20 protein-coding genes are annotated in these 26,109 nt (G+C 50.8%); 7 read left to right on the plus strand and 13 right to left on the minus strand.

What is annotated here, in order from left to right; genetic code table 11:
• Positions 1–103: 103 nt before the first annotated feature.
• The 3 genes from D6024_RS05415 (at position 104) to D6024_RS05425 (ending at position 3,511) form a co-directional block, all read left to right on the plus strand.
• Complete coding sequence (locus tag D6024_RS05415) at positions 104–613, plus strand: asparaginase domain-containing protein (protein WP_121353584.1); 510 nt, start codon at positions 104–106, stop codon at positions 611–613.
• A 336-nt stretch (positions 614–949) separates the two neighbouring features.
• On the plus strand, positions 950–1,855 hold the full coding sequence (locus D6024_RS05420; protein WP_121353585.1) for a prohibitin family protein: 906 nt from the start codon (positions 950–952) through the stop codon (positions 1,853–1,855).
• Between the two features lie 81 nt (positions 1,856–1,936).
• Positions 1,937–3,511, plus strand: a complete 1,575-nt coding sequence (locus D6024_RS05425; protein ID WP_162944566.1) for a hypothetical protein — start codon at positions 1,937–1,939, stop codon at positions 3,509–3,511.
• Between the two features lie 243 nt (positions 3,512–3,754).
• Here the strand turns inward: D6024_RS05425 and tsf are convergent, their stop codons facing one another.
• From tsf to rplM, 4 genes are all read right to left on the minus strand, one after another.
• Positions 3,755–4,594: a translation elongation factor Ts gene (tsf, locus tag D6024_RS05430; RefSeq protein ID WP_121353587.1), complete on the minus strand. Its 840-nt coding sequence runs from the start codon at positions 4,592–4,594 to the stop codon at positions 3,755–3,757.
• Positions 4,595–4,846: 252 nt separating this feature from the next.
• Complete coding sequence (gene rpsB, locus D6024_RS05435) at positions 4,847–5,773, minus strand: 30S ribosomal protein S2 (protein WP_121353588.1); 927 nt, start codon at positions 5,771–5,773, stop codon at positions 4,847–4,849.
• A 108-nt stretch (positions 5,774–5,881) separates the two neighbouring features.
• The gene (rpsI, locus tag D6024_RS05440) at positions 5,882–6,271 is read right to left on the minus strand and encodes a 30S ribosomal protein S9 (RefSeq protein ID WP_121353589.1); all 390 of its coding nucleotides are present in this window, start codon (positions 6,269–6,271) and stop codon (positions 5,882–5,884) included.
• Positions 6,272–6,344: 73 nt separating this feature from the next.
• A complete protein-coding gene (gene rplM, locus D6024_RS05445) occupies positions 6,345–6,788 on the minus strand; it encodes a 50S ribosomal protein L13 (RefSeq protein ID WP_121354125.1) in 444 nt (147 codons plus the stop codon).
• 415 nt (positions 6,789–7,203) lie between these two features.
• Between rplM and D6024_RS05450 the strand changes: the two genes are divergently transcribed.
• Positions 7,204–10,755: a PAS domain S-box protein gene (locus tag D6024_RS05450; protein WP_121353590.1), complete on the plus strand. Its 3,552-nt coding sequence runs from the start codon at positions 7,204–7,206 to the stop codon at positions 10,753–10,755.
• Positions 10,756–10,873: 118 nt separating this feature from the next.
• Here D6024_RS05450 and D6024_RS05455 read toward each other — a convergent pair whose 3' ends face one another.
• Both D6024_RS05455 and D6024_RS05460 read right to left on the minus strand, forming a co-directional pair.
• The gene (locus tag D6024_RS05455) at positions 10,874–12,238 is read right to left on the minus strand and encodes a SusD/RagB family nutrient-binding outer membrane lipoprotein (protein ID WP_121353591.1); all 1,365 of its coding nucleotides are present in this window, start codon (positions 12,236–12,238) and stop codon (positions 10,874–10,876) included.
• Between the two features lie 17 nt (positions 12,239–12,255).
• Positions 12,256–15,570, minus strand: coding sequence for a SusC/RagA family TonB-linked outer membrane protein (locus D6024_RS05460; protein ID WP_162944567.1), 3,315 nt, complete (start codon positions 15,568–15,570; stop codon positions 12,256–12,258).
• Positions 15,571–15,888: 318 nt separating this feature from the next.
• On the opposite strand from D6024_RS05460, the gene D6024_RS05465 reads away from it, so the two are divergent.
• Together D6024_RS05465 and D6024_RS05470 are read left to right on the plus strand one after the other, a co-directional pair.
• Positions 15,889–16,497 (plus strand): HD domain-containing protein, encoded by a 609-nt coding sequence (locus tag D6024_RS05465; RefSeq protein WP_121353593.1) that lies wholly within the window; start codon positions 15,889–15,891, stop codon positions 16,495–16,497.
• A gap of 115 nt (positions 16,498–16,612) precedes the next feature.
• Positions 16,613–18,346 carry a PKD domain-containing protein gene (locus D6024_RS05470; protein ID WP_121353594.1) on the plus strand — a complete coding sequence of 578 codons (1,734 nt, stop codon included), beginning with the start codon at positions 16,613–16,615 and terminating at the stop codon, positions 18,344–18,346.
• 137 nt (positions 18,347–18,483) lie between these two features.
• On the opposite strand, the gene D6024_RS05475 is transcribed toward D6024_RS05470, so the two are convergent.
• Positions 18,484–19,482, minus strand: a complete 999-nt coding sequence (locus D6024_RS05475) for a tetratricopeptide repeat protein (RefSeq protein ID WP_121353595.1) — start codon at positions 19,480–19,482, stop codon at positions 18,484–18,486.
• Positions 19,483–19,564: 82 nt separating this feature from the next.
• Positions 19,565–20,785, minus strand: coding sequence for a DUF1015 domain-containing protein (locus D6024_RS05480; RefSeq protein ID WP_121353596.1), 1,221 nt, complete (start codon positions 20,783–20,785; stop codon positions 19,565–19,567).
• Between the two features lie 124 nt (positions 20,786–20,909).
• On the opposite strand from D6024_RS05480, the gene D6024_RS05485 reads away from it, so the two are divergent.
• On the plus strand, positions 20,910–21,584 hold the full coding sequence (locus tag D6024_RS05485) for a hypothetical protein (RefSeq protein ID WP_121353597.1): 675 nt from the start codon (positions 20,910–20,912) through the stop codon (positions 21,582–21,584).
• Between the two features lie 148 nt (positions 21,585–21,732).
• Here D6024_RS05485 and D6024_RS05490 read toward each other — a convergent pair whose 3' ends face one another.
• The 5 genes from D6024_RS05490 to D6024_RS05510 form a co-directional block, all read right to left on the minus strand.
• Positions 21,733–22,398 (minus strand): hypothetical protein, encoded by a 666-nt coding sequence (locus D6024_RS05490; RefSeq protein ID WP_121353598.1) that lies wholly within the window; start codon positions 22,396–22,398, stop codon positions 21,733–21,735.
• A 135-nt stretch (positions 22,399–22,533) separates the two neighbouring features.
• The gene (serC, locus tag D6024_RS05495) at positions 22,534–23,667 is read right to left on the minus strand and encodes a 3-phosphoserine/phosphohydroxythreonine transaminase (RefSeq protein ID WP_121353599.1); all 1,134 of its coding nucleotides are present in this window, start codon (positions 23,665–23,667) and stop codon (positions 22,534–22,536) included.
• A gap of 234 nt (positions 23,668–23,901) precedes the next feature.
• Complete coding sequence (locus tag D6024_RS05500; protein ID WP_121353600.1) at positions 23,902–24,870, minus strand: zinc dependent phospholipase C family protein; 969 nt, start codon at positions 24,868–24,870, stop codon at positions 23,902–23,904.
• A gap of 63 nt (positions 24,871–24,933) precedes the next feature.
• Positions 24,934–25,299, minus strand: coding sequence for a four helix bundle protein (locus D6024_RS05505; protein ID WP_121353601.1), 366 nt, complete (start codon positions 25,297–25,299; stop codon positions 24,934–24,936).
• Positions 25,300–25,369: 70 nt separating this feature from the next.
• Positions 25,370–26,002 carry a DUF502 domain-containing protein gene (locus D6024_RS05510; RefSeq protein ID WP_121354126.1) on the minus strand — a complete coding sequence of 211 codons (633 nt, stop codon included), beginning with the start codon at positions 26,000–26,002 and terminating at the stop codon, positions 25,370–25,372.
• Between the last annotated feature and the right edge of the window lie 107 nt (positions 26,003–26,109).

Genomic DNA, 26,109 nt, shown 5'->3' on the forward strand with positions numbered 1-26,109 from the left:
GTTTTTATGGTACCGGAGCAGGGAGCGGCAAAAACAGTTGTTCTCCGCGAAGGCTGCCTGAGGGGATGCCTTTCTTCGCCTATTTTTACACCAATCTTTTACCATGAGCATTCGGATTTTTATTACCGGCGGAACTTTTGACAAGGAATACAATGAGCTGGACGGGCAACTTTTTTTTAAAGACTCGCACCTGCCCGAAATGCTGGATTTGGGTCGCAACCTGGTGCCGGTGGAGATCCGCACGCTGATGATGGTGGACAGCCTGGAAATGACCGACGAAGACCGCGACCTGATTGCGGAGCACTGTAAAAAAAGCAAGGAAGACAAGATCATCATCACCCACGGTACCGATACCATGGCCGATACGGCCCAACTGCTGGACAAAAAAGTAAAAGGCAAAACCATTGTCATTACCGGTGCCATGATCCCCTATAAATTTGGCTCCTCGGATGGCTTGTTCAACCTGGGAAGTGCGCTGGCCTTTGTGCAAACCCTGAAGCACGGCGTGTATGTGGCCATGAACGGCCGTTATTTCAACGCCAACAATGTGCGCAAGAACAAGGAGACGGGAGTGTTTGAAGAGATAACATCCTCTGTCCCTCTAAAGGGGTGACGTAGGTCTGCAAGACTTCTCTTTTCTTTTTCCAACATTATTGCTATTGGCAGGATGCCAACGGCCTTTTTACAAATCGGCGGTTACTAACAACAAAAGAGAAAATGTGTTTTTAAGGTACCGGCTGTGATACGGCCGGTTCTTCCGGTACACAGTTTACTTACACGAAGGAAGGACACTCGTTCCCCTTCCATCATTCCGGTGGACAAATTTGTTGCTGTTGGCAACACGTGGTTGTCGAAATCGTAGAGTCCAGGAATGCAACAATGGCTCTCCTCAGCCTTTAAGGGAACAGAGGGGGATTCGCCTACATTTGTTTTACCAAATACATCCGCCATGTTCTTACTCTTTATCGGGCTGCTTGTTCTCGTTATTGCCTTTTCCATTCAGCGCACACCCAATCTTGCCGCCGCGGCACGCACCGGGAAACTGGTCGGCGTAGGACTGGTGATCGTTGGCTTTCTCCTCAGTTGTTTTGTGCAGATCGACGCGGGCCAGGTCGGCGTGCAAAAGCTGTTTGGAAAAGTGCAGCCCGCTGTCCTGAACAGTGGGTTGAATTTTGTCAATCCGCTTGTGACCGTGGAGCGCCTCGATGTGCGCACACAGAATTACACCATGAGCGGGACGACCGATGAAGGGCACAAGACCGGCGACGATGCCATCCGTGTACTTACGTCCGACGGGTTGGAAGTCACGATCGACCTGACTGTTTTATACCGGGTCATTCCCGGTGAGGCACCGCGGCTGATCCGCGAAACGGGGGCGGATTATGAAGACAAGATCGTTCGTCCTATTGCCCGGACCCGCATCCGCGACAATGCCGTGTATTATGAAGCAGTATCGCTGTACTCCACCAAGCGGGATGAATTCCAGGGGCGCATTTTCAAGGGCATCGAAAACGACTTCAAAAGCCGCGGCCTTTTGCTGGAGAATTTGCTGGTCCGCAACATCACGCTGCCGGCCAACGTCAAAGCCACCATCGAGCAAAAGATCCAGGCCGAGCAGGAGTCGCAAAAGATGCAATTCATCCTTGCCAAGGAGCGGCAGGAAGCCGACCGCAAACGGGTGGAGGCACAGGGGATTGCCGATTACCAGCGCATCATCTCCGAAAGCCTGACAGACCGCCAATTGCAGTACGAGCAGATCAAAGCCACCATGGAACTGGCCAAATCGCCAAATGCCAAGATCGTGATGATGGGCGGCAAAAGCACACCAGTCATCCTGGATGGAACAAAGCAATAAACAGTTGGCTCTCGTTGAGCGGGTTTGTTTCTGCAGGTTCGCAAAGGTTTCTTTATCTTTTCAGTCGCATATACAAGGCTTATGGGATCTCTCAACGCTGGCCGCCCGTTTTTCCTTTTTTTCCTCCTTTGTTTTTTGCTGCTGCAGGCGACGCCTGGCCGCACCCAGGTTTATGGATGCAAAGACCCGACAGCCGTGAATTACAATGCAGCCGCTACCGTGAACGACGGCAGTTGTACCTATAGCACAACTTCCTACACGCCCCCGGTAAAAGTTGACCCTCTCAGTTCCGTGCTGCAGGAAGGAAGCGGGCTGCAGATGGCGGGTGATTTTTTGTGGAGCTTTAACGATGGCGGCGGTGCCGCTGCCATTTACCGCATCGATACGCTGACGAACGCCATTTTGCAAACGGTGAACCTGGAAGGTGCCACCAATGTCGACTGGGAAGACATTGCTTTTGACGGGACCTACTTTTATGTTGGTGACGTGGGTAATAATGCCAGTGGTAACCGCCAGGATCTGAAGATCTACAAATTCCGTCTTAGCGATATCCCGGATTATGCCACCAACGCTGTTGTCACCATTCCCTCTACACAAATTGACGTAATCAATTTTACCTACAGCGATCAGCCGCAGCCGCCGGTAGCGGCCGCACCCAATAACACCCGGTTCGATTGTGAAGCCCTGATCGTTGATGAGGGGAAAATTCATCTCTTTACCAAAAACTGGGTGGACGTCAACACCGTGCATTACGTGATCAACGGCACGGCGGCCGGCAGCTATGTTGCAAGCCCTGTCGAAACGCTTTCGACCGGCTATCTTGTAACGGCTGCCGACAAGGCGCCTGGAACCAATCTCATTGCCTTGCTGGGCTACCAGGCCAGCGGTACCGGGAACCACTTTTTGCACCTCCTGTCGGACTACAGCGGCGGACTTTATTTCAACGGGAACAAACGCCTGATTAACCTGCCCTCGGCTGCCGAAATGGGACAGGCGGAAGGACTGGCGTTTCGAAACACCAGTTACGGCTACATAAGCAACGAGTATTTTACAAAAACGGTTCTAAGCATCAATATCACTGTCGATCAAAAACTGCGCTCCTTCAACGTGAACAACCTGGTGCCGGGTTATGTTCTGTCACAGGGCCTCAAGCATTTCGCGGCCGTAAAAGGCAACGGGGCCAACGAACTGAGTTGGGACTTTACCAGCCCCGTAAAAGAGCTGAAGCTGCAGTACAGCGCCAACCGGGTTGATTTTTCGACGATACAATCGTTTGCCACCTCGGCAAGCGGTACCTTTTCGCATTCGCTGTCCACGGCAGTAAGCTGCTACCGCCTTTCGTGGAAAGATGCCAACGGCATGGACCGCTACTCGGATGTGGTGTGCCTGAAAAACGACGTAAAAAAAAGCCTGTCACACATCGTGCTTCGAAGCAATGGTGAACTTTCGTTTACATGGAGCGGCGAGCAGCCGGCCCGTTATGTCTTTCGCCTGCTGGCAACAGATGGACGGCTGCTGGCGCAAACAGGGCAGCAGGTTGTTTCTCCCGGTGCCAATACCCTGCGGCTTGCCACCAGGCCGGGACACAATGCCGTGTTGTTGCTGCAGGCAAGCGGCGACGGGGCAAGGCAAAGTAGTTTACTGCGGGTTGACTAAACCTAACCGTCTTCAAGCCATGGAGAAATGTGAGACGTCAGACGTGAATCTACAGAGGCTTTCGAGTTGAAGTTCACGGTGGTCTCACGTTTCACTTCTCCTCATCGATAAACCCATCTTGGCGGCAGTTAGAGTACTTAAAGCCGAACAATACCTGTTGCTTGGTTTGGCAAAATCTTCTTCCGGCAAAAGAAAACGGGACCCTGGGGCCCCGTTTTTTATCGATACAGTTCGATGCCTGCATTATCCCAAAGCAACACGTTTGAATTCTGTCACCTTCAATTCAGGGCTTACAGTCTTCAGGTAATCCTGAACAGATTTAGAGCTGTCTTTTACATACGCCTGGGCCAGCAGCGTGCTTTCTTTGAAGAAAGAATTCAGTTTGCCTTCGGCAATTTTCGACAGCATATCGTCGGTCTTGCCGGCCATTTTCGGATCCTGGCGCATTTGCTCCATCACGATGTCTCTTTCACGGGTCACTGTTTCGGCAGGAACGCTTGACGGATCAACGGCAACCGGGTTCATGGCAGCGATCTGCATCGCTATGTCTTTACCGGCCTCTGGTGCATCCTGGGTCAGGCCAACCAGCACGCCCATACGGTACGCACCGTGGATGTAAGAAGCAACATAAGGCGCTTCGATTCTTTCAAAGCGGCCGATACCGATCTTTTCACCGATAGAAGCCAGCTTGTCGTTGATCAGGTCAGAAACTTTCTGGCCGTTTACAGAAACCTCGTTCAGTTCTTCTGCGCTTTTTACGTTGTTGGCAACAGCGGCATCAGCGATGCTCTGTGCAAAGGCAACGAAATCGGCGTTCTTGGAAACGAAGTCGGTTTCGCAAGTGATGGAAACGATAAAGCCGGTTTTGTTGTCGGCTGTTGTTTTGGCAATCACCACGCCTTCCTTGGCTTCGCGGTCGCTGCGCTTGGCGGCGACTTTTTGTCCTTGCTTGCGCAACCAGTCGATGGCTGCTTCAAAATCACCGTTTGTTTCCGTCAGGGCTTTGCGGCAATCCATCATACCGGCGCCGGTCGCCTGGCGAAGTTTATTGATATCCTGTGCTGTAATTTGTACAGTAGACATGAGTAAACAATTTGAAAATTTGAAAATTTGAAAATTTGAAAATGAGGCTTCAAGTTCAAACCTTCTTTTCGTGTTCGGAGTTGTTTCGAACGTTGAAGAGTGCGACGCAACAGAAGCACAAAGAATGCACTTCTGTTGGTCACATCATCTTTCTATTTATTTAAAGAGCTGAATGTGCTTGTGAATGAATGACTGCAGTCGTCATTTTCACATGTTCATATTATCACATTTGCACATTATCGAATTGGTACATTAACGACGTCCACCGCCAGGACCACGGCCCGGGCCACCTGTTCCGGGTGTGCGACGACGCTGACCACCCTGGCCACCACCGGCACCGGGACCACGACCAGGTCCGCCTTGTCCGCCACGGCCACCACGACCGCGACCACCGGCTTCCTGTTGTGCTTCGGCTTCCAGGCGGGCTGCTCTTCTTTCGTTTTCGGCGTTAGCTTCTGCATCTTCACCTTCGTCATCTTTGGCAGCCTGGCGCTCGGCCAAACCTTCGGCAATTGCCGCTGTGATGTAGTTGGTGATGATGGCGATTGACTTCGTTGCATCGTCGTTACCGGGGATGGCGAAATCAACTTTGTTCGGGTCGCAGTTGGTATCAACCACGCCAAAGGTTGTGATGTTCAAACGCTTGGCTTCTGCCAGGGCGATGTGCTCGTGGCCAATGTCGACGATGAACAGGGCAGCCGGAATCCGTCCCAGGTTGGCAATACCGCCCAGTACTTTTTCCATTTTGTCTTTATCGCGTGTCAGGGTCAAACGCTCTTTCTTGGTGATCGAGTCGAACGAACCGTCGTTCAGCATTTTGTCGATGCTCTGCATCTTCTTCACGCTCTTGCGAACGGTGTTGAAGTTGGTGAGCATACCACCCAGCCAACGCTCGGTCACGTACGGCATCTGCACACGCTGGGCGCATTCCGTTACGATGTCTTTTGCTTGTTTTTTGGTACCAACAAACAGGATCTTCTTCCCGCTGCGGGCAATTTGTTTCAACGCTGCCGCAGCTTCCTGCAGGCTTTCGGTTGTTTTATTGAGGTCAATGATGTGAATGCCCTTCTTCTCGGCGAAGATGAAAGGCAACATCTTGGGGTTCCACTTCTTTTTCAGGTGACCAAAGTGTACACCTGCTTCGAGGAGTTGCTGTTGCAACGAAGTGTTTTGTTCCATTTGAATTATTTGATGTTTGTTTTTGAATTTGTTGCTTTCGGCTGTCAGCTTTCAGCCATCAGCCATCGGAGAAAACCTGATAACTGATAGCTGACGGCTGCTAGCAAATTATCTCTTCGAGAACTGGTAGCTTCTGCGGGCTTTCTTCTTACCAAACTTCTTACGCTCTACAGAACGTGGATCGCGTTTCAGCAAGCCGGCTGCTTTCAGGGCCGGGCGGAAGTCGGCGTTGATTTCCACCAGGGCACGGGCAATGCCCAGCATGGCGGCTTCAGCCTGTCCTTTTACACCACCACCGGTTGCATTGATTTTTACATCAAACTTGTCGGCTGCTTCAATGGTCTTCAGCGGACGCTCTACCTGGTTTTGCAGGTACACCAGTGAAAAATATTGTTTGTAGTCTTTATCGTTTACAGTGATGTTGCCGCTGCCTTTGGAGATGAAGACACGGGTAACGGCTTCTTTCCGGCGACCAACACTATTTTTTTGCTTTTCCATGTTTAAATAAGCTTTTAGCTTTTAGCTGCAGGCTGCAAGCTTGGAACTTGGAGCTTGTGGCTTGTAGCTGATTTTAGAATTTCAGTTCTTTGGGTTGCTGTGCCGTATGCGGATGTTGGTCTCCGGCATACACAAATAATTTCTTGTACATCTTGCGGCCAAGGCGGTTCTTCGGCAGCATGCCTTTTACGCCTCTTTCGATGATGACTTCCGGACGACGCTTCAGCAGGTCTTTGGCCAATTCTTCTTTCCGGCCACCAGGATAACCGGTGAAGTGGTCGTACACTTTTTCTTCCATTTTGTTGCCCGTGAATTTCACTTTGTCGGCGTTGGTAACGATCACGTAGTCGCCACAGTCAACGTGAGGCGTATAGTATGCTTTGTTCTTGCCGCGAAGGATCGCTGCAATACGAGCACACATACGTCCAACGGTTTGATTGGTACCGTCCACAACATACCAGTTGCGCTGCACGGTAGCCGCGTTCGCATGCTTGGTTGTAAAATGTAATTTGCTCATGAGATTGAAATTTGCGCCACGGCCATCCCCGTAGCTGGTTTTTTTAATGAGGCGCAAAAGTACGCGGCCAAGGCCATACAACCCAAGGAATTGAACAGCTATTTTGCAAGGAGCTTTTGTAAGTGGTTGATAAACAATAAAAATTTTGATGGGTTTTAGAAAGACTTAACGAAAGGGCGGGAGAGCGGGGGAAATTTTATAGGGCGACCGGCTGCATGGCCATTATAGAGTAACGTTTGCGCATCCCTGCCGATGCCCTGGTCCGGGAATACGACCTGCACGAATGAAACGGCCTGATCAAACCGGGAAGTAGAAAGAAATTGAAATTGTTAATCATCCTTAGAAATTGCTTTCAGCATAATTTTATTCCTTTTAACTCGGCATTTACACCTTACTTTGTTGTTTACCCCTTTTTATGAATGCAACTGCTGCCAATCAGCCATTGTTTCTCGGTGACAGCGAAATGGCTGGTTTAATCCGGCATTTCGACTGGTCGGCGTCGCCGTTGGGCAGCATTGCATACTGGCCGGACAACCTGCGGTTCACGCTGGATTTACTGCTTCACTCGGCCTTTCCGATGACTCTTTTCTGGGGAAGGGAAAACACCTGTTTTTACAACGATGCGTTCCGGGCTGTATTGGGTGCAGGTGGCAAACACCCGTCTGCACTGGGCCGGGCCGGCGAACAGGTATGGCCGGAAGCCTGGGACATCATCAGGTCCCTGATCGAAGAGGTAAAAGAAGGGAAAAGCACCCGTCTTTACCAGGACCTTTGTGCGCCGATTTACCGCAACGGGAAAACGGAAGAAGCGTATTGGACGTTTAACTATAGCCCGGTCAAAAACAGCGAAGGCACGGTGGAAGGAGTCCTGGTCATCTGCCAGGAGACCACGCAAAAAGTGCTGGAGCAGCAAAGGGCCGAAGAACTGCGCCTGCAACTGCACCATGCCCTGGAGTCCTGCGACCTCGGAACCTGGGACCTGCATCCGCAGACCAGGGTGTTTCGCTGCAACGAAAAGACCAAAGAAATCTTTGGCTTGTCGGGGGTGGCAGACATTAACCTTAAATCGGCGGTCGATGTCATGCATCCCGACGACCGGGAACGGGTGCAACAAGCCATCGAACGATCTTTCGACCCGGCGTCCGGCGGCCGTTATGACGTCGAATATGTCGTGGTTCACCCGGCCTCGGGCCAGCACCACATCATCCGTGCAAAAGGGAAGACCTATTTTGACGCCGATGGAAAGCCGGAAAAGTTTACCGGCACGGTGCAGAATGTAACGGAAGAACGTTTGTCCAGCCAGCGCAAAGAAAAAATGCAGCAGCTTGTCGAACATTCAAAAGACTATATGTCCATGGCCACCCTCGATGGCCAGATGACCTATATGAACGCTGCCGGCCGGATGCTGATCGGTATTGAGCCCGATCGCGACCTGTCTACGCTTACCATCAAGGATTTTTATAGCGACGAGCAGTTTCGGCGGGTTCAGGCGGAAATCATTCCGGCCTTGAACGCAACGGGATTTTGGTCGGGTTTTGTAAGGATAAAACACCAGCAAAGCGGTGAGGAAATACCCTGCCACGGTAATTATATGCTGATCAGGGATTCGGTGAGCGGCAAGGTGATTTCCAGGGGCCTGACCCTTCGTGACCTGCGGCCGGAACTGGTGGTAACAAAAGAACTGGAGGACAGCGAAAAGCGCTTCCGTAACCTGGTGCAGGAAGCCCCCGTCGCCACGGCCATCTACATTGGCGAAGAAATGCGCATCCAGTGGGCCAACGATGCCATGATCAAGCTCTGGGGCAAGGACAAATCGGTCATTGGCAAAACCGTTCGCGAAGCCCTGCCCGAGCTGGAAGGACAGCCGTTCCATGGCCTGCTGCACGATGTGTTTACCACGGGCCAGATGTACCAGGCAACCGAGGACAAAGGGGAACTGATGGTGGAAGGGCAATTGCAAACCTTTTTCTTCAACTTCAGCTACAAGCCCCTGCGGGATACCGACGGTAAGGTGTATGGTATTTTGAACATGGCCATCGATGTAACGGAGCAGGTCAAAACAAAACGCAAACTCGAAGAAAGCGAAAAGAACTTCCGCAGCCTCATCATGCAGGCGCCGGTGGGCATTTGCCTGCTGGCCGGCGAGGACTATGTCGTGGATCTTGCCAATGAGCAATACCTGGCCCTGGTGGGCAGGAAGCGGGAGGGTTTTGTCAGCCACCCGCTTTGGGACGTGCTGCCGGAGGCCAGGGAGCAGGGATTCGACGCCTTGCTCAACGGCGTACGAACGTCGGGCAAACCTTATTTCGGTTATGAGCAGCCTGTGTCCTTGCTGCGCAACGGCGTGGAAGAACAGGTCTATGTCAATTTTGTGTACGAGCCGCTTTTTGATGAAGACAAAAACGTGCACAGCATCCTGGTGATTGCCATCGACATCACGCAGCAGGTCATTGCAAGACGAGCGATCGAAAGCGCGGAGGAAAGAGCCCGCCTGGCGGTGGAATCAGCAAAGCTGGGAACCTACGAACTCAACCTGCTGACCGACGAAATGATCGCGTCGGTCCGCCTCAATGAATTGTTTGATACCGACCCCACTCATACACATCCCAACTATATTTCCAAAATCCATCCCGATGACCTGCCGGTGAGGCAAAAGGCACACGAACAGGCGCTTACCACCGGCAAGCTGCAGTACGAAAGCCGTGTGGTCAGGAGAGACGGCACGATGAACTGGATCGAGGTCTTCGGGCAGTATTATTTCGACGAGCAGCAGAAGCCGTACAAGATCGTCGGGATCGTGTACGACATCACCCAGCAAAAAATGGTGGAAGAAGAGCGGGAGAAGTTCTTGTCGCTGTCGCACTACAGCCGCGACTTCATCGGCATGTGCGACATGAACATGAAAACGCTTTATGTCAACAAAGCCGGCATCGGTATGCTCGGTATCGAAGGCGATGTCATGCAGGCCAGTTTGTGGGATTGTTTCTTCCCGGAAGACCATGCCTACCTGAAGGAGACTTTTTTCCCCGCTGTGCTGAAGGAAGGGCATGGCGAAGTCGAGATCCGCTTCCGACATTTTCAAACCGGTGCGCCGGTGTGGGTGATTTACAGTGTGTTTATGATCCACGACAGCAAAGGCAAACCATCAGTCATGGCCACCGTCAGCCGCGACATTACGGAGCGCAAAAACATGGAGAAGGAACTGGAGAAAAGGGTGGCGGAACGAACAGCGGAACTGGTAAAGCTGAACGATGAACTGCAACAGTTCACCTATGTCTCGAGCCACGACCTGAAAGAACCCTTGCGCAAGATCCAGATGTTTGGGCAACTGGCGCAGCAGCATACCGATCCGTCCAACACCAAAGCGGTGGCAAGCATGGAAAAAGTTGTGCAATCGGCCAGCCGCATGTCAACGCTGATCACGGACCTGCTGAATTATTCCACGCTTTCCAACATCCAGCGATCGTTTACAGCGGTTGACCTGAACATACTCTTGCAGCACACGATCGACGATGCCGAGTTGCTGATCAAAGAAAAAGCGGCCACGATCCATAAAAACGAATTGCCGGTCGTGGAAGGCGTCTCGTTTCAGCTCAGCCAGTTGTTTTTTAACCTGCTGAACAACGCCCTGAAATTCGGCCGGCAGGAAGAACCGCTCGAAATCACGATCGAAGCCTCCCCTCTGCGTGAAGAAGAACGTGCAGCTTATCCTTCGCTCTTGCCGGTTGCTTATCACAAGATCACTTTTGCCGATAACGGCATTGGCTTCAGGCCCGAATATGCCCAAAAGATTTTTGTCGTCTTTCAGCGCCTGAACGATAGAAGCCAGTATGGCGGTAACGGGATTGGCCTGTCGATTTGCAAAAAAATCGTTGAAAACCACCACGGCGAAATCTTCGCCACGGCAGAAGCGGGAAAGGGTGCCGTATTCACTGTACTGTTACCGCAGACGCAAGCGCAAGCATAATTTTTACCAGGTTGTCACTGGTTTAAAATGACAAAAAATCATTTGTCTGTCTTTTTCCTGTCCTCATAAAAGACTGCAACCCGCATGAATTGTTTTCTAAGCAGGCATTCCTGCAGCGCTATTTATCCCAGAAAATTTTTGGTGTGGACAAAGTGGCTTGCGGTGCATGTGCGGCGTTTAGCGAATATTCGTTTGTTGGATACAGAAAACGGCGCGGAACACCCACGCTGCCCGCCACTGGCGTAAGGTTCGGTGAGCCGGTTCTGCGCCAAAGCGTCCAGGCCTCCGGATTCAGGTAGAGGGCTATCCATTCCTGCTGGGCCAATTGTGCAAGAGCGTTGGAAACCGTTGCAGGCAAAGTGCCGTTTGCAGCGAGGTAGGTGGTAATATCCCCGGATGCAACGCCTAATTTTTCCATGTTTGCAGTAATGGCAGCCCGATAATAAGATTGTGCAAGCGCAACATTTCCGGTAGAGCGCAAGGTTGCCTCGGCTTTCACGAACAACATCTCGTCGTACGTGATGAACTCTACATGCCCATTGATATCGCCGTAATACGAACCAATGCCTGCCCCATTCACATCGTTATAATTCGGGTCCATTAGAATGTTCAAACGCGGATCCTGTAGTGTAGTCAGCTTGTCGGCCAACGTGCCGGAGGCATAATCAATGTCTCCTCGCTGTTCGTTGAATTGATACACCGGGTTGGCAAAGGTTTCTGCAGTGCCAAAAACAAATTGTGCATTGTCGTTATTGCTTTCAAAAGCCTGGTTGGCTTCAGCCAAGGCACTGGTTGCCATCGCAGGGTCTCCCTTGCTTTGATGAATGAAAAGCCTGGCTTTGATGGCATGGCCGAATTTGATCCACTTCGAAGCGTCTCCTCCATAAATCAGGTCGTCTGTACCGGGTTTTCGTCCGCCGGCATTGGGGTTGGTGAGTTGTGCAATGCCGGCATTGGTTAAACTTTGAATGGTGTCATAAAGCGCCTTGGCATTGTTGTAAGCCGGATGTGTATTGGCTTCGCCAGCTAAGGCTTCCGAATACGGCACATCCCCCCACATGTCCACCAGGAGCTGAAGACTGTAGGCCATCAGGATTCGCGAAATCCCGCTGTACCGGTTATCGCCGGCCGCATCGGCTTTCTGCATCAGGTCCCTGTCATTGCCCATCACCGACGTGTACAGGTTGCCCCAGGGCGTATCAAAGTCGGTAGAGGTCAGCACGTAATTGTAATAAGCTTCCGCCTGCCGCGAAAAACCAACGGCTTGCTGCACAAAAAGTGATGAAAACCTGGCCACGTCGCCACCTTCTGTGTATGCTAACGCTGTTTCGACAATCGGCAGGATGTTGTCCGGCGTTACGGTTGCCGGAGAGTTGGGATTGATGTTGGCTCTTGTAAATGTTTCCTTTTTACAGGAAACCTGCAATAGCAATACAAGGAGTATAAACGCCAGGGAGGAGTATCTGTTGTTGTGGGATTGCATAACTCGTTTTTTGAGGTTTATAAACCGACATTGAGTCGAATGCCATAATTCCTGGTACCCGGATTGTTGAAGTAATCCAGCCCCTGCCCGTTTGCCGGTCCTGCCAGGCTGGTTTCCGGGTCCACACCAGTATAGCGGGTATGAAGAATGATGTTGTTGGCAAACACTGAAAGAGTCAACGATCGGAATGTTTTTCCCAGGAGCGAAGCCGGCAGGGCATACGTAAGACCTACCTGCCGTAGTTTAACGAAGGAGCCATCCTCCACATCCGGTTCGGAAGGGCCGATAAAGCTGCTTCCCACATTCTGCCAGTAGTATTGGTTCAACGCAACGGTTGCATTGTTGGCACTTCCCGGGCCGGACACCTCGTTGCCGTTTGCATCGAAGTGCACCACTTCCCCGGCCGCATTCAGGTGTCCGGATAGACCACTAAACATTTTTGTGGTGCCCCGGCTCTCTGTTTCTTTCGACGTGCCGAAGTAACTGATAGCGCCCCTGGTGCCATTCCAAATATCACCGCCTCTGCGAACATCGATCTGGACGTTCAGCGAGAGGCCTTTGAATGAAAAGTTGTTGATGACAGCGCCCTGCCAGTCGGGATTGATGTCGCCTATGATGGCGTTCTTTGCTGCAACGATGGGCATGCCGTAGCCCGGACTGCTTTTATCGTCGTTGATCAACAGGTCGCCAGTGGGAATGTTCTTGCCGTTATCCGTTGTTGTGCTGGCCCGTTGGTACACACTGCCGTAGATCTGGCCAAACGGCTTTCCTTCAAACGCATCAATCTCACCGTTTTGGAAACCGGCAATCAGCACTTTGTCAATTCCCGGATATAGCTTTTCGACTTTGTTGCGGTTCAGTGACCAGTTTAAGTTCAAATCCCAGTTGAAGTTCCTTCCCCGGACAGGGTTGGTGTTGAGGCTCAGTTCAACACCCCTGTTGGTAATCACGCCTGCATTCAGCAGTTGCGAAGCAAAGCCTGTGCTGTAGGTGAACGGCACAGTGAAAATCGCATCTGTTGTTTTGGAATAATAATACGTTGCCGAAAGATTGATCCGGCTCCGCAGGAAGCCTAGCTCAAGTCCTGCTTCGTAGGAGGAGGTTCTTTCCGGCTTTAGATTGGGGTTGCCGATCACAGAAATCAGGGATGTGAGCTGGTAGCCGCCAATGGGTGTGCCGTTGTTGATCGGGAACAAAATGCCGGATGTAAAGCCATCGTTGAAAGCACCGGGAACATAATAGGTCTTTGACCCGAAGACCGGGGCGTCTTTTCCGACCTGTGCATACGACAGGCGCAGCTTGCCAAACGACAGCGTGGAACTGTTTGTTTTCAAACCCGGTAATTCGGTAAATACCCAGGTCAGCCCTGCCGAGGGATAAAAGAAGTTGCGGTTATTCTCCGGCAGGGTTGAGGAGGTTTCACGCCGGCCTGTCAGATTTAAAAACAGCATGTTCCGGAAGGATAGATCAGCATTTCCGTAAAATGCCATGGTGCGTTTGAGCTGATCCGCTTCAACGGCCGAATAAGACAGGGCGTTAGAGATATCAAAATACTTTGGCGCAATCAACGCATCGCCAACAGTGGTACGACTGGAGAAGGAACTGTAGAAATAGTTGTGCCCCAAAAGCAAGGATCCATTGAAATCATTGCTGAATGTTTTCTTCACCGTAACCGTGAAATCGGAATTGTACTGGCTGTTGAAATATCCGTTTACGATTCCTTTGCCCGCCCGAAAGGCGTTGGAATTGATATCGTAAAAGTTTTTGGAATCCTGCGAATAGACATCGCCCCCTAGACGGTAGGCAACGGTGATCCAATCGGCAAACTGATAGGTGGTTTGCAGGTTGCCAATCACCCGGTTAACGTTTTCTTTAAACGGGTTGCGGTTCACGGTCCAATACGGGTTGTCGTAACCGGCGCCGCCGCGGTAGTTTCGCTGGTCGCCCGTGGATGCAATCACGTAAGCCCGTTCGTCATCGGCGGCATTTGCCAGGCCGTACGCATTGTCAAAATTGGGTGGTGTACGCAGCAGCCCTAACATCACGCCGGAAACGTTTGACCCTTGCTGCACTTTGTTGTTGTACGAATTAATGTAGTTGAGGCTGCCGGAGATGCTTAGTTGATTCGTGAGCTTTGTTTGGCCATTCAGGGAAAAATTGGTTTTGTTGTATTGCGTTTTCGGCACCACACCGGTCTGGTACACGTTGCCGATAGAGGCCCGAAAACTTGAGCGGTCGGTATTTCCCGACAACGCAATATTGTTGTTTACGGCAAGTCCTGTTTTAAAGAATTCATAGCGGTCATATGGTGTTACGGGGATCTTTGCCAAGGGGCTTGATTTCCCAACAATGTTTCCGTGCGGATCCCATTCGTTAATATTTCCATCCCAGAACAGGGTGTCCAGTGCGGCACCCCAGGTGATGCGCCTGTTGGCGTTTCCCTTCGGCCCGGCGTATATGCCGTTGGAACCCTGCGAATATTTCTCCTGCAGTTCCGGCAACCGGTTGGTTTGGCTCCAGGTGACAGAAGAATTAAAATCAATGCTCATGCGCTGACCCACCGCACCTTTTTTGGTGGTAATGATCAAAGCGCCGCTGGCTGCCCTGATCCCGTACAAGGCCGTGGCTGCAGGACCTTTCAACACCGTAATTGATTCAATGTCATTTGGGTTGATGTCAATGCCTCTGTTTGTTGGAACAGTGCCACCCGTCAGGTTGGCGTTGGCGCCACTGACATTGGGCGTGGCAGAAGTGGGGTCGTAATTGTTGATGGAGTTATCAATGGGAATGCCATCGACCACCATCAGGGGCTGATTTTCTCCCGTGATGGACGTTACACCGCGTAAACGAATATAGGTTCCGCTACCCGGGTCGCCGGAACTGTTGATGACCGTCAGGCCGGCTGCTTTGCCTTCCAGTTCGCTGAGCGGATTTCCGGTGCCGGACCGGTTGAGTTCATTGCTATTGATGGTTTGCGTGGCATAGGTCAGCGAACGCCGCTCCCGGCGTATGCCCAAAGCAGTAACAACAACCTCGTTCATCTGGGCTTCCGTTGCCGGCAGCACAAAATTCAGCGTGCTGGCGTTGGCTGTTAACGTTTGTGTCTGGTGGCCGGAAGCCGACACACTGATTTGTGCTCCGGGTTTGACGGTGATTGAAAAGTTTCCGTTCTGATCTGCCAGTACGGTGTTCCGTGTGCCTACCTCTGTGACTGTCGCAGATGGAACCGCTTCGCCCTTATTGTCCTTCACCTGTCCCGTGATTGTCCGGTTTTGTGCAAAGGCACAATCGCTGCAAAGCAAAAGCATTGTCAGCAAGAATAGTTTACCCATGGTTTGGTGTTTAATATGATTGAATACGCTTCGTAGGCCGATAACCCGCATGGTAATTCAGCTTTGGTTATTGTAAGAACCGTTTTTGTAGGAGTGCGGTGAGGGTACGCTTTTCTTCAATCAGAATGGACAAAAAAAAGCAGTGGAAAGCTGTACATAAAAGGTGCGTTTTTTATCGAAAGATGACAAATGCAATCCGAAGGATGAAAAGTGCCGTGTAAGGCAAGCAAAATGGCTTGCGCCACGAGGCTGCTATTGAATATTTACAGTTTACTGGAAGGAAGAAGTTCAAACACACTGTATCTTGCTGCCCATCTTATGGCAGACGCAATTCAACCCCTTGGCAGAACAACTTTTGGCGATCCCGCAAATGCCGGCACTGTTTTATCCGAAAAGGAAGCACTCGATCTTTTAAACTCCTGGGTGGAGAACGAACGCCTTCGCCTGCACATGAAACAGGTAGCCGCCGTGATGAAAGCCTGGGCTCTCGAAAGGGAACACCTTCCGGAGGAAGAAGCGCACAAGTGGTGGCTCGCGGGCCTGCTGCATGATGCCGACTGGGAAAAGCACCCTACGGAGCACTGCCGCATGATTGTGGAAGAGTTGGAGCGTCGCAAAATCGATTCGTCCATTATCCGCTGCATTGCCTCGCACGGGCCAAAGCATTTTGGTGTGGAACCGGAGTCGAAGATGGACCATATGATCTATGTATTTGACGAGCTGTCGGGCTTTATCCACGCGGCGGCCCTCGTTCGTCCGGCTCGCTACGATGGCATGGATGTAAAAAGCATCCAGAAAAAACTAAAAACGCCTTCGTTTGCCGCGCAGGTAAGCCGGGATGATATTAACGATGCCATTGCCCGCATTTCCAGCCCGTTGGAAGAAACAATCGACTTTGTGATCCAACACCAGCGGGACGTGGCCTAAACTTTCTTTCACGTTTTGTTTGCAATTGATTAAACCTGTCTTTCTTTTCCCTGTCAGTTAGGCGACGCTGTTGTACCTGTGAGGAAACCCGATCTTCTGCACAAGTCAATTCTGTATGAGAAAAACATTGCTTTTGCTTGCTGCCGCCTGTTGCGGTCTTTTGCTTTCTGCGCAAACTGTTCCCTCTGTCAATTTTGGATTTACCATCGACGCTGCGACGTCCAATGCCAACTTTACAAACCAAAGCCGCAATTTGGGCGACGGCGTTAAAAAAGCCTACTGGAGCTTTGGCGACGGTAACCGGGCTGTTACCGGTGCTGCCGACGGCACGCACCATCAGTACGCCAGGGCCGCCTCTTATGAAGTGTGCCTGAAGATTTACCGTTATCCCACCAACTCGCACGACTCGGTTTTGGTTGGCTCAGCCTGCAGGTCGCTGACGATTCAGCAAGTTTGCACGGCAGCCTTTCAGTGGGTTGATTCAATGGAAGGAGCCAAGCCTACCCGTTTCATCAAATTTTATGGCTATGGGCAAAGCAATGCCGGAAGGGTGCTGGAAGTTTGCTGGAAGTTTGGCGACGGCACCGATAGCTGCCGCACCTTCACCAACAGTTCGATCCCCGACCGTTATTTGCTGATGATGCATCGTTACCAGGAAAGCGGTGTCTACACAGCCTGTCTCCGCGTGAAGTTTGACGGTGGCTGCGTGGCCGAAAAATGTTCCACCGTTACGGTGCCAAAGATTGAAGCCGACAAAGATAGCTGCCGCGCCGAAATGGCCGTACAATCCATCACGGCAACGCCGCTGGGCCGTCGGTTCGTTGCAAAACCCTGGAGCAGCCTGCACAAAAAACCCCTCCGCGTTTGTTGGACTTTTGGCGATGGCAAAGACACCTGCGTGGAATACACATCTACCTATACCGGCGATTATTGGGTAGAACACCGTTATGCACAAAACGGACGCTACGAGGCCTGCGTCAGCATCCGGTACGATGGCGGTTGCGAAAGCCGTTCCTGCCAGGCATTCACCATTGAGCAGCCTGCGCCACCACCCACCTCTTGCGAAGCCGGACTAAATGAAGTGGCAACCAACCTGGCCAGCCTCGAACGAAAGTTTTACGTAGGCCTGCAGGCCAATCGCCGGGCGGAAAAAATCTGCTGGAAGTTTGGCGATGGCACTGATAGCTGCGTGGTCCTTTCCAATCCTGTCAATCCGCAGCAACTGTTAGTGGCACACCGCTATGCGGCGCCGGGCAAGTACACGGTCTGCATCCGTGTGCAATATGCCGAAGGTTGCGTGGCAGAACGCTGCCGGCCGGTTGAAATCCGGGTGCCGCACAACAACATCTGCGGTGGGTATATGACGGACTCGCTGGGCGATGGAAATGTTATCCGCTTTACGGCAACCAGCATACACGGTCCGAACGACGAAGCCACGGGTTACCTGTGGTCCTTTGGCGACGGAACCTCGGCCAGCGGCAAAGAAGTAAAGCATGCGTTTGGAACGCCGGGCACCTACACGGTTTGTGTTTCCATCAAAACAAGAGAAGGTTGCGAAACAAAGATCTGCAAACCCATTACCGTGGCCGGCAATGCGCAGCCGCAACTTACTCTGGCGCCCAACCCGGTTGTGAATAATTTGACAGCCGTGTTCCGCTCGCTGGTGCAGCAAACGGTGTCGGTACGGATTTACAACGGCACCGGTGTGCTCATCAGAAGCTATACCCGAAGCGCCGTCGTGGGAGCCAACACGTGGACCTTTGAACTGGGCAGCCTGCAAACCGGCGTGTACTCCATGGTGGTACAATCGGCTAATCAATTTGCCACGGCTATTTTCTTTAAGCAATGAGAACGAAGAATGATGAGTGATCAGTGACCAGTCGCCTTCCTGTCAAATTTCCCTCCTTCATAAAAAAACCTCCTGCGTGTTCAGGAGGTTTTTTTATGGGGAAGTGCGACCGTATCAAACGGCTACTTGCTTTGCTGCTATTTTTCCTTTACGCCATAAAACTGGCCGGCCGGCATTTTGAACACCCGGTTGCGCTGGAAACTGGTAAACTGCTTGTAAGCGTCGCTGTGTGTCCTTGTCCACAGGTCAAATCCTGCGAGATTGTCTACCGGTCCGAAAAGCCATTGGTTGTAGGCTTCAAACATCCCTTCGCGAATCAACTGGCGTTGGTAATCGAAAAGACGGAAAGGAAATTTATCGCCGTATTTGTTGAACCAGTCCAGAATAAATTTGGTGCGGATCATGGTGAGGGTTTCCACCGTCAGGCCTTTTGCCGTGAGAGAGGCCTGCTTTTGCAGTGTTTCATAAACGGCGCTGGCAAACGGCGAAAGATTCTTTGCGGCGTCTGCCTCCCTGTTCAGAAACAGTTTTTCCTTGTAATCCCGCAACAGGATTTTTTTGACTTCGGTTGCCCTTTCGGTGAGGTATTCCATGTTCACGAAAATCTCGCCGTAGATCAGCGACCATACCTTGTCTTTCGTATCGTGGTAGTACGTGGCGGCATGATAGTAATTGCCGGCATAGGCCGGGTCCATCTCAATGCCTTTTTCCCACTGGCGGATGGCGCCGTCGTCGTTCTTGCTCCACAGCATTTCGCCGTACTCGCTGTACAACACGCCGCTGTTGGGATATTTTTTCATGGCCTTTCTGTACACTTTTTCGGCTTCCTTGGTTTCTTCGAGAGCACGGTACACAGTGCCGGCAATCTGGTAGGAAGCCACGTCGGCGTCATCGCGGTCGGCGATCTGCTTGGCGTAGGTTCTTGCCTGGGCAAAATCTTTTTTATAGTAATAGGCCAGTGCCAGGTCCTGGAGCAATTGTTCGTTTTGCGGCTCGGCCTGGATGGCTTTGTTCAGCACCAGGATGGCATTGTCATGGTCGCCGGTTTTCATAAAGCTGTAGGCCGTTTCGTGGGCCGACTGCGCCAACGCAGCTGTAGCGGAGAAAAGAGCCAGGGCAACAAAAAGGTGTTTCATACGTCAAAATAAAGGATAAAGATAAGCCCAACGGCCTTGAAGACTTGTTGGGCTTGGGTTTTAGGAGATTTATAAGACTTTGTCAAATGCGGTGGGTGAGCAGGCCATCCCGCAGCTTGGGCTCAAACCAGGTGCTTTTGGGGGGCATGACCTGCCCGCTGTCGGCAATTGCAAACAGTTGGTCGATGCTCACGGGATACAGGCTGAAGGCTACTTTGGCATCGCCACTGTTTACCCTTTTTTCCAGTTCGGTCAGTCCGCGGATGCCGCCAACGAAATCCACGCGGTTGTCGGTCCGTGGGTCTTTGATGCCGAGGATTTTGTCGAGTACGTTGTTTTGCAAAATGGTCACGTCCAAAATGCCGATGGGGTCTTCACTGTAACTGCCTTCTTTGGCTTTGAGCGTGTACCATTGCTTATCGAGGTACATGCCAAACTGGTGCAGCGATTCGGGATGAACAGCGGCAGTGGCTTTTTCCACGTCGAAGGCCTCGTTCAGCTTTTGCAAAAAGTCCTCTTCGCTCAGGCCGTTCAGGTCTTTGGCGAGGCGGTTGTAATCGAGGATCGCCAACTGGTTGGCGGGGAAGATGGTTGTTAGAAAATACCGGGCGTCTTCACTGTCCGGCAAGGCCTGGCTCACCTTGGCTGCCGAAGCGGCGCGGTGGTGGCCGTCGGCAATATAGGTAGCCGGAACTTTTTCAGCAAAGAGGTGCGTAATGGAGTCGATCGTGGCAAGGGCATCCACCACCCACACGGCATGCGTGACGCCGTCATCGGCTGTAAAGGAATAGGTCGCATTGTTGTGCGCCTTCCAGTGTTCGAAAATGTTGTTCAGTTCCCGGATGTCTTTGCAGGCCAAAAACACATTACCCGTTTGTGCCCGGATGGTGCGCATGTGATCGATGCGGTCCTTCTCTTTTTCGGGGCGTGTGAACTCGTGTTTTTTGATAACATCGTTGAAATAGTCTTCCACCGACGATACGCAGACCAGTCCTGTCTGGGTGCGTCCTTTCCAGGCCAGCTCGTAAATGTAGTAGCAGGGATTCTCATCCTGGAACAGGATCTTGCGGTCGATAAAATGCGCCAGGTTGTCCGCCGCTTTTTGGTACACGGATTCGCTGTGAATATCTACGTCGGCCGGCAAGTCGATTTCGGCCTTGGTAACGTGCAGGAACGAAAGCAGGTTGCCCTCTGTTTCTTTTCTTGCTTCTTCTGAATTCAGCACGTCGTAAGGACGCGAGGCTACCTGTGCCGCGTATTCGTTGTGCGGCCGCAAAGCCCGGAAAGGTTTGATGATTGCCATGGCTGCAAATTTAGGGGGTTCGCTTTCACTGCTAAGGAATTCCTAATTCGAAATCTGTTAACACCAACAGCACGCATTCTTTTCTTGCTTTAAGACATCGATTAAACCACTAAACCAGACGTGTATGAGAACAGTTTTACTTTCTGCCCTCACTCTTTTTCTTTTTTCCTGCGGCACCAACAAAGCCATTTACCGGTCGCCGGAGTTTGCGCAAAAAACAGCCCGCCACCAAACCGTTGCCATCCTGCCGGTGAAAATCGTGCAGTCGGGACATGTAGCCAAAAACACAACCGAGGCCGACGTGAAAGCGGCCAATGAAAAATGGGGTTATGTTTTCCAGGAGTCGCTGCAGTCGTTTATACTGAAGCAGACACAGAAAAACAAAAAAGGCCAACCGGTGCGTTTCCAGGCCACGCAAAAAACCAATGCTATCCTGAAAGAAAAGGGCTTCACCCTTGAAACCCTGTACGACCAGCAACCGGAACAGATTGCCCGCCTGCTTGGTGTGGATGCCGTGATCATGACAACACTGAGCCACAACAAAAACATGAGCGACGGCGTGGCCTACGGGCTTGCCGCTGCCCGAACGGTGGTGAATGTGTTGTCGAAAACGGCAACCATCGGGCCTGGCTTGAATGCGTCGGATGTCAGCATCAACTGCTCGCTCTATGATGCGGCTGACAGCCAGTTGCTCTGGAAAACCTACCGCGATGGCGGCACCGACCTGCCTGCGAACGTAGAGGGGTTGATAGAACATTACAGTAACTGGATCGCCAAAAAGCTTCCGTACAGAAGCTAAAGACGTGAATAGTGAATGGTCAATGGTGAATAGAAACCTGACTGTTTTGGCACTCTTTCGAAATCTATCCGTTACCGGCAGGAATACATCAGTAAGTTTTAAAAGGCTAAGCAGTTGCTTAGCCTTTTTCGTAAAGAGCGGAAGTTTATTAAAACAAAATTTTAATGTAAGGGAACAATGTAATGGATTCTGAATAGCCAGCAGAAATGGTATAATAAAACTGGGTTTTTACGCCAATGTTCACTTTGGGTTGGAATTTATACTCGTAAGCCAATTCTGTAAAAGCGCCCCCTTCATTAAGTCTGCTGTTTTTAAAATCTCTTTCTACATCACCAAAATAGTTTGGATAAAAGATCTCTACTTCTTGTTGTTTAGGTCTTAAATAATATAGACCCAGGCCAAATGCAAAAAGATGACTTTTCTTTTCCAGCTTTTTAGCCAGACTGCCAAACCACATGTAATCTCTGTGATGAATATCGTGGCTGAGGTCAATTTGGACATTGTTAAGGGTGTCCAGTGATTTTATTCTTCTGGTAAAATGTTGAAAATTGATGCCGAATCTTACCTCCCAATTTCTTTTTAAATTCACTCCTATCGCAGCATTTTGCGAAACTCCGATAAAGTTTTTTTTATAAAAAGTCTTGTATCTCTGTATAGGAGAAAATTCCTGATAGCTTCTTACAAAGAAGCTTCCAGCCAACCCATAGCCCGCCGATAGAAAAAACGTTGATTTAGGTGTATTGTTCTCTTGCGAATAAGAGACGTTACTCAATAAAAAGAAAAGCAGAAAAGCAAAAGGAACCTGTTTCCTCATGGATAATTTTTGAAATACGAATTACTGAATTTATACTCGGTAAAATATTCCTTGAAAAGTAAAAGAGACAAGACTCCGCACGTACTACTTCGGAGTCTTGTACGATGGTTGTTTTTTCAATTTAAATGAAATCCTTTAGCCTTTCCGCTGTGCAAAATATTTCATCAGGTCAGTGATAGCCTGTACACTTTCGAGCGGCAGTGCATTGTACATCGAGGCACGGAAACCGCCCACCGAACGATGGCCTTTTACGCCAATCATTCCTTCCTGTTCGCAAAGCGAGAGAAACTCTTTTTCCGTTGCTTCGTCCTGTGCTACAAACACGGCGTTCATCTTGCTGCGGTCTTCTTTGGCAACGGTGCCTTTGAACACCGGCAGGCTGTCCAGCGTATCGTATAAAAGTGTTGCCTTTTCGTTGTTTACCTTTTCGATGGCGCTAACGCCGCCAACGTTTTTCAGCCAGCGCAGCGTGAGCATGCACACATAAATGGCAAAGACCGGCGGCGTATTGAGCAGCGACCCGTTTTCGATGTGGTTGCGGTAATCCATCATCGTCGGTAACGACCGGCTGACCTTACCGAGAATGTCTTTTTTCACGACCACCACATTGACACCGGCAGCGCCGATGTTTTTTTGGGCACCGGCATAAATCAGGTCAAAGCGGTTAAAGTCCAGGTCGCGGCTCAGGATATCCGAGCTCATATCGGCCACCAGCGGTACGCCTTTGTCGTAGAACAGCGACAGGTCCTGCCACTGCGTACCATAAACCGTGTTGTTGGTCGTGAGGTGGAGGTAGGCTGCGTCTTTTTTTACATCAAATTGTTTTGGCAGATAGGTATAGTTGTCGGCTTTGGAACTGCAGACGACGTCCACGTTGCCATAGAGCTTTGCTTCTTTGATGGCCTTGGCGCCCCAGATGCCCGTGTCGGTATAAGCGGCTGTGCGCTTTTCATCCAGCAGGTTCATGGGAACCTGGAAAAACTGCGTGGACGCACCTCCATGGAGAAACAGCACCTCGTGCGATGCGTCGAGGTGCATCAGTTCTTTCAGCGTGCTGATGGCTTCATCGATCACCGCCTGGAAAATCTTCGTGCGGTGGCCGATCTCCAGGATGGATAGACCCGTCTCGTTGTAGTTCATTACGGCACGGCTGGCTTCCTCAAACACTTCCCTGGGAAGGATAGAAGGACCTGCATTGAAATTGTGCTTGTGACCTGTTTTCTTGTTGAAAAGACGCAGGCCGGTGTTTTCCGTTGTATTTGTCAACATGGCTTTGTTTGAATGTCTACAAATATAGTCGTCTTCAACGGAAAGGCGCGGGAGCGGTGGAACAGCGGAGGAAGGCGAGAAATGATTCGAACCGCAGAACAGGTGAACGAGGTGTAGCGAATGTTGACGTGATCTCCTCTGTTCATCTTTCACTTCTAATAAATTTCTTTCTCAAAGCGGAAAGGTGAGATGAGGCTAAACCACCTCTAACTTCATCATGCCTTGCTCGTATGTTCAATTCTCTTCTTTGCGACCGATGATGGTGGCAGAACGCCAGGCGAGATTCAATTCTTCAAATTCTTTACGGTCGGTTTCGGTGAAATTTTGTTGCATGAGTAAAGAAAGGTCGGGCTGCCCGGCATCGACCCAGGCCGTGTACCAAAAAGAAGCAACGGCAAAGATGGCCTGCCGCATACGCCGTTCGATCATGCCGTTGAGCAGGCGGTTGTAGGCAAGCGAATAAGCGGAGGAGTATTGCCGGAGCAAAACGCCGTTACGCGTTTCAAATGCATAACGCTGGCCGGCGGGGAAGGAAGCGGAAAGTTGTTTTTCGGTTTGCAAAACTGTGTCGGCGGCAGCAGCACTTTCCAGCACCCGTTTCCAGATAAAGTCCTGCGTATTCGGAATGTACTGTGCATGACCGATAAAGAAATCCCACTCCTTATCGGCCAGCAATTCCGGCATACGGCTTTCCCAAAAACCGTGGATTCCTTGCTGGCCCGTTTGCTGTCCGTTGTGGTTGCTGTTGGCGTGCAGCGGTACATGTGCATCGGCAATGTAATGGCCGATGTCGGCAGAAAGCTTCAGGATCTTTGCGCCGTCATTTTCTTTAAACGCATTTGTCAGCCTTGCTTTCATCGTTTGCACCCACCAGGGCACGATGCCGTTTGCCTGCACCGTATCGGTGCCGAATTTGGCAATGGCGCTGTCCCACCGGTGTGGCAGTACAGGAAATGGGTAGGTTCCGTAAAGATCGATGTCGATGTAGTGCCGCGATCCTTCTTCGGGGAGAAGGTAGCGCCGCTTGTCGGGGTCTGTGGCGTGTTCGGAAAGAAACTGGATGTTTTGCTTGTAAAAGAGAAGCATCTGCGGCGGCAGCAGGAAGACTGCGTCGTAATTGATTTTCTGGTGGGCAAAGAAGCCCCAGCAGAAGGCTGTTTTGGCAAGGTGACACAGGAAGATAATAGGTAGTATTTTATTCATCAATCGGCAATTGACAATGTGCAATTGACAAGGGGGATTGAACAAAAGGCATAACTTGTTGAGCTAATACTTTTCAGGGTTGCTGATCATGTGTCCCAGAAGTTTGCCTACTTCTATTTGTTGGTTTAGCAGGTCCTGCTGTTTTTCTTTTGTGATATAGCGACACGATGCAGCAAAATCCAGCCATACACTGGTTTCGGAATTTTCCATGTCTGCGTCTGAAATTTTTGAAAGAAAATGGGCCGGATATTGCTTCTTCCTATAAGCTTCTGCAAGGCAGGCGCAAACACTTCGCGACGATCGTCTGACTTGATCGGTAAGGGAAAACTTTTCTTCCGCAGGAAACTTTCGGGTGATTTCAAAAATCTCCATTGCCAAACTAAATGCCTTCTGGTAGACTTTTGTTTGTTTGAAATGTTGTACACTCATGGCAGTTGGTTTATGGGAATCTCAATTTACCTTCTTTTCCGCTTATTATCAACTGCCAACTGCCAATTGCCTATTGGTTCCTCTGCTCCTCCACATCCGTCACGCCACCGCTGATGGCAAACTTCATGGCGTCGGTTGCATTGATATTGGTCACCTGCCGAACCCGTGTTTTGGGCAGGATGTACACATTGCCGGCGATCGAGTACGACATGGGAATATAAACGGCTACGTAGTCGATGAAGCCAAAGTCCTTGGCTTCGTCCTGTGTGATGAAGCCCACCCGCCACACATCGTTGTCGTCGATATTGGCCAGCACCGGTTTGTTGAATTTCTTTTTCTCCCCGGCAAAGGCCTCGAAAAACTCCTTGGTGGTTGAATAAATAAAACGAATGCCCGGCGTCCGTTTCAGCAGGTCATCAAACAGGTTGAACACGCGGTTCTGGATAAAAAACGTGCTGATGTAGCCAATGAAAACAATGCCCACGATCACGGCCAGGAAACCCAGCCCGTAGTTGCGCACATGGAGTCTGCCTTCGCCGTCCCGTGCGGTAAAGATCGGTACCTGGTTATCAATGAACGAGACAATGGAATACACGGCGTAAATGGTGACGGCAATGGGTGCAAGCACCAGCAGGCCCTGCAAAAAATACTGCAGCAGCTTGTTGAACCGAAACGCCTTTCCCTCTGTTGACTCATTGTTCATACCGCAAATGTACTGTCCCGCCATTCATCCCTGAAATGTGAAGGTTCATAAAAAATTAATGGCGGAAACTTTGGCAACGGAAAAAGTTTCCATAGTTTTGTTCCCCG

The organism is Flavisolibacter nicotianae (assembly GCF_003628535.1).
Lineage (GTDB): Bacteria > Bacteroidota > Bacteroidia > Chitinophagales > Chitinophagaceae > Flavisolibacter > Flavisolibacter nicotianae.

Coding starts and splice junctions, on each gene's coding strand:
- D6024_RS05490 (WP_121353598.1), bottom strand. CDS start 22,398: ATGAGGAAACAGGTTCCTTTTGCTTTTCTGCTTTTCTTTTTATTGAGT.
- D6024_RS05510 (WP_121354126.1), bottom strand. CDS start 26,002: ATGAACAATGAGTCAACAGAGGGAAAGGCGTTTCGGTTCAACAAGCTG.
- D6024_RS05415 (WP_121353584.1), top strand. CDS start 104: ATGAGCATTCGGATTTTTATTACCGGCGGAACTTTTGACAAGGAATAC.
- tsf (WP_121353587.1), bottom strand. CDS start 4,594: ATGTCTACTGTACAAATTACAGCACAGGATATCAATAAACTTCGCCAG.
- D6024_RS05475 (WP_121353595.1), bottom strand. CDS start 19,482: ATGAAACACCTTTTTGTTGCCCTGGCTCTTTTCTCCGCTACAGCTGCG.
- D6024_RS05460 (WP_162944567.1), bottom strand. CDS start 15,570: ATGGGTAAACTATTCTTGCTGACAATGCTTTTGCTTTGCAGCGATTGT.
- D6024_RS05470 (WP_121353594.1), top strand. CDS start 16,613: ATGAGAAAAACATTGCTTTTGCTTGCTGCCGCCTGTTGCGGTCTTTTG.
- D6024_RS05505 (WP_121353601.1), bottom strand. CDS start 25,299: ATGAGTGTACAACATTTCAAACAAACAAAAGTCTACCAGAAGGCATTT.
- rplM (WP_121354125.1), bottom strand. CDS start 6,788: ATGAGCAAATTACATTTTACAACCAAGCATGCGAACGCGGCTACCGTG.
- serC (WP_121353599.1), bottom strand. CDS start 23,667: ATGTTGACAAATACAACGGAAAACACCGGCCTGCGTCTTTTCAACAAG.
- D6024_RS05420 (WP_121353585.1), top strand. CDS start 950: ATGTTCTTACTCTTTATCGGGCTGCTTGTTCTCGTTATTGCCTTTTCC.
- D6024_RS05450 (WP_121353590.1), top strand. CDS start 7,204: ATGAATGCAACTGCTGCCAATCAGCCATTGTTTCTCGGTGACAGCGAA.
- rpsB (WP_121353588.1), bottom strand. CDS start 5,773: ATGGAACAAAACACTTCGTTGCAACAGCAACTCCTCGAAGCAGGTGTA.
- D6024_RS05455 (WP_121353591.1), bottom strand. CDS start 12,238: ATGCAATCCCACAACAACAGATACTCCTCCCTGGCGTTTATACTCCTT.
- rpsI (WP_121353589.1), bottom strand. CDS start 6,271: ATGGAAAAGCAAAAAAATAGTGTTGGTCGCCGGAAAGAAGCCGTTACC.
- D6024_RS05500 (WP_121353600.1), bottom strand. CDS start 24,870: ATGAATAAAATACTACCTATTATCTTCCTGTGTCACCTTGCCAAAACA.
- D6024_RS05480 (WP_121353596.1), bottom strand. CDS start 20,785: ATGGCAATCATCAAACCTTTCCGGGCTTTGCGGCCGCACAACGAATAC.
- D6024_RS05485 (WP_121353597.1), top strand. CDS start 20,910: ATGAGAACAGTTTTACTTTCTGCCCTCACTCTTTTTCTTTTTTCCTGC.
- D6024_RS05465 (WP_121353593.1), top strand. CDS start 15,889: ATGGCAGACGCAATTCAACCCCTTGGCAGAACAACTTTTGGCGATCCC.
- D6024_RS05425 (WP_162944566.1), top strand. CDS start 1,937: ATGGGATCTCTCAACGCTGGCCGCCCGTTTTTCCTTTTTTTCCTCCTT.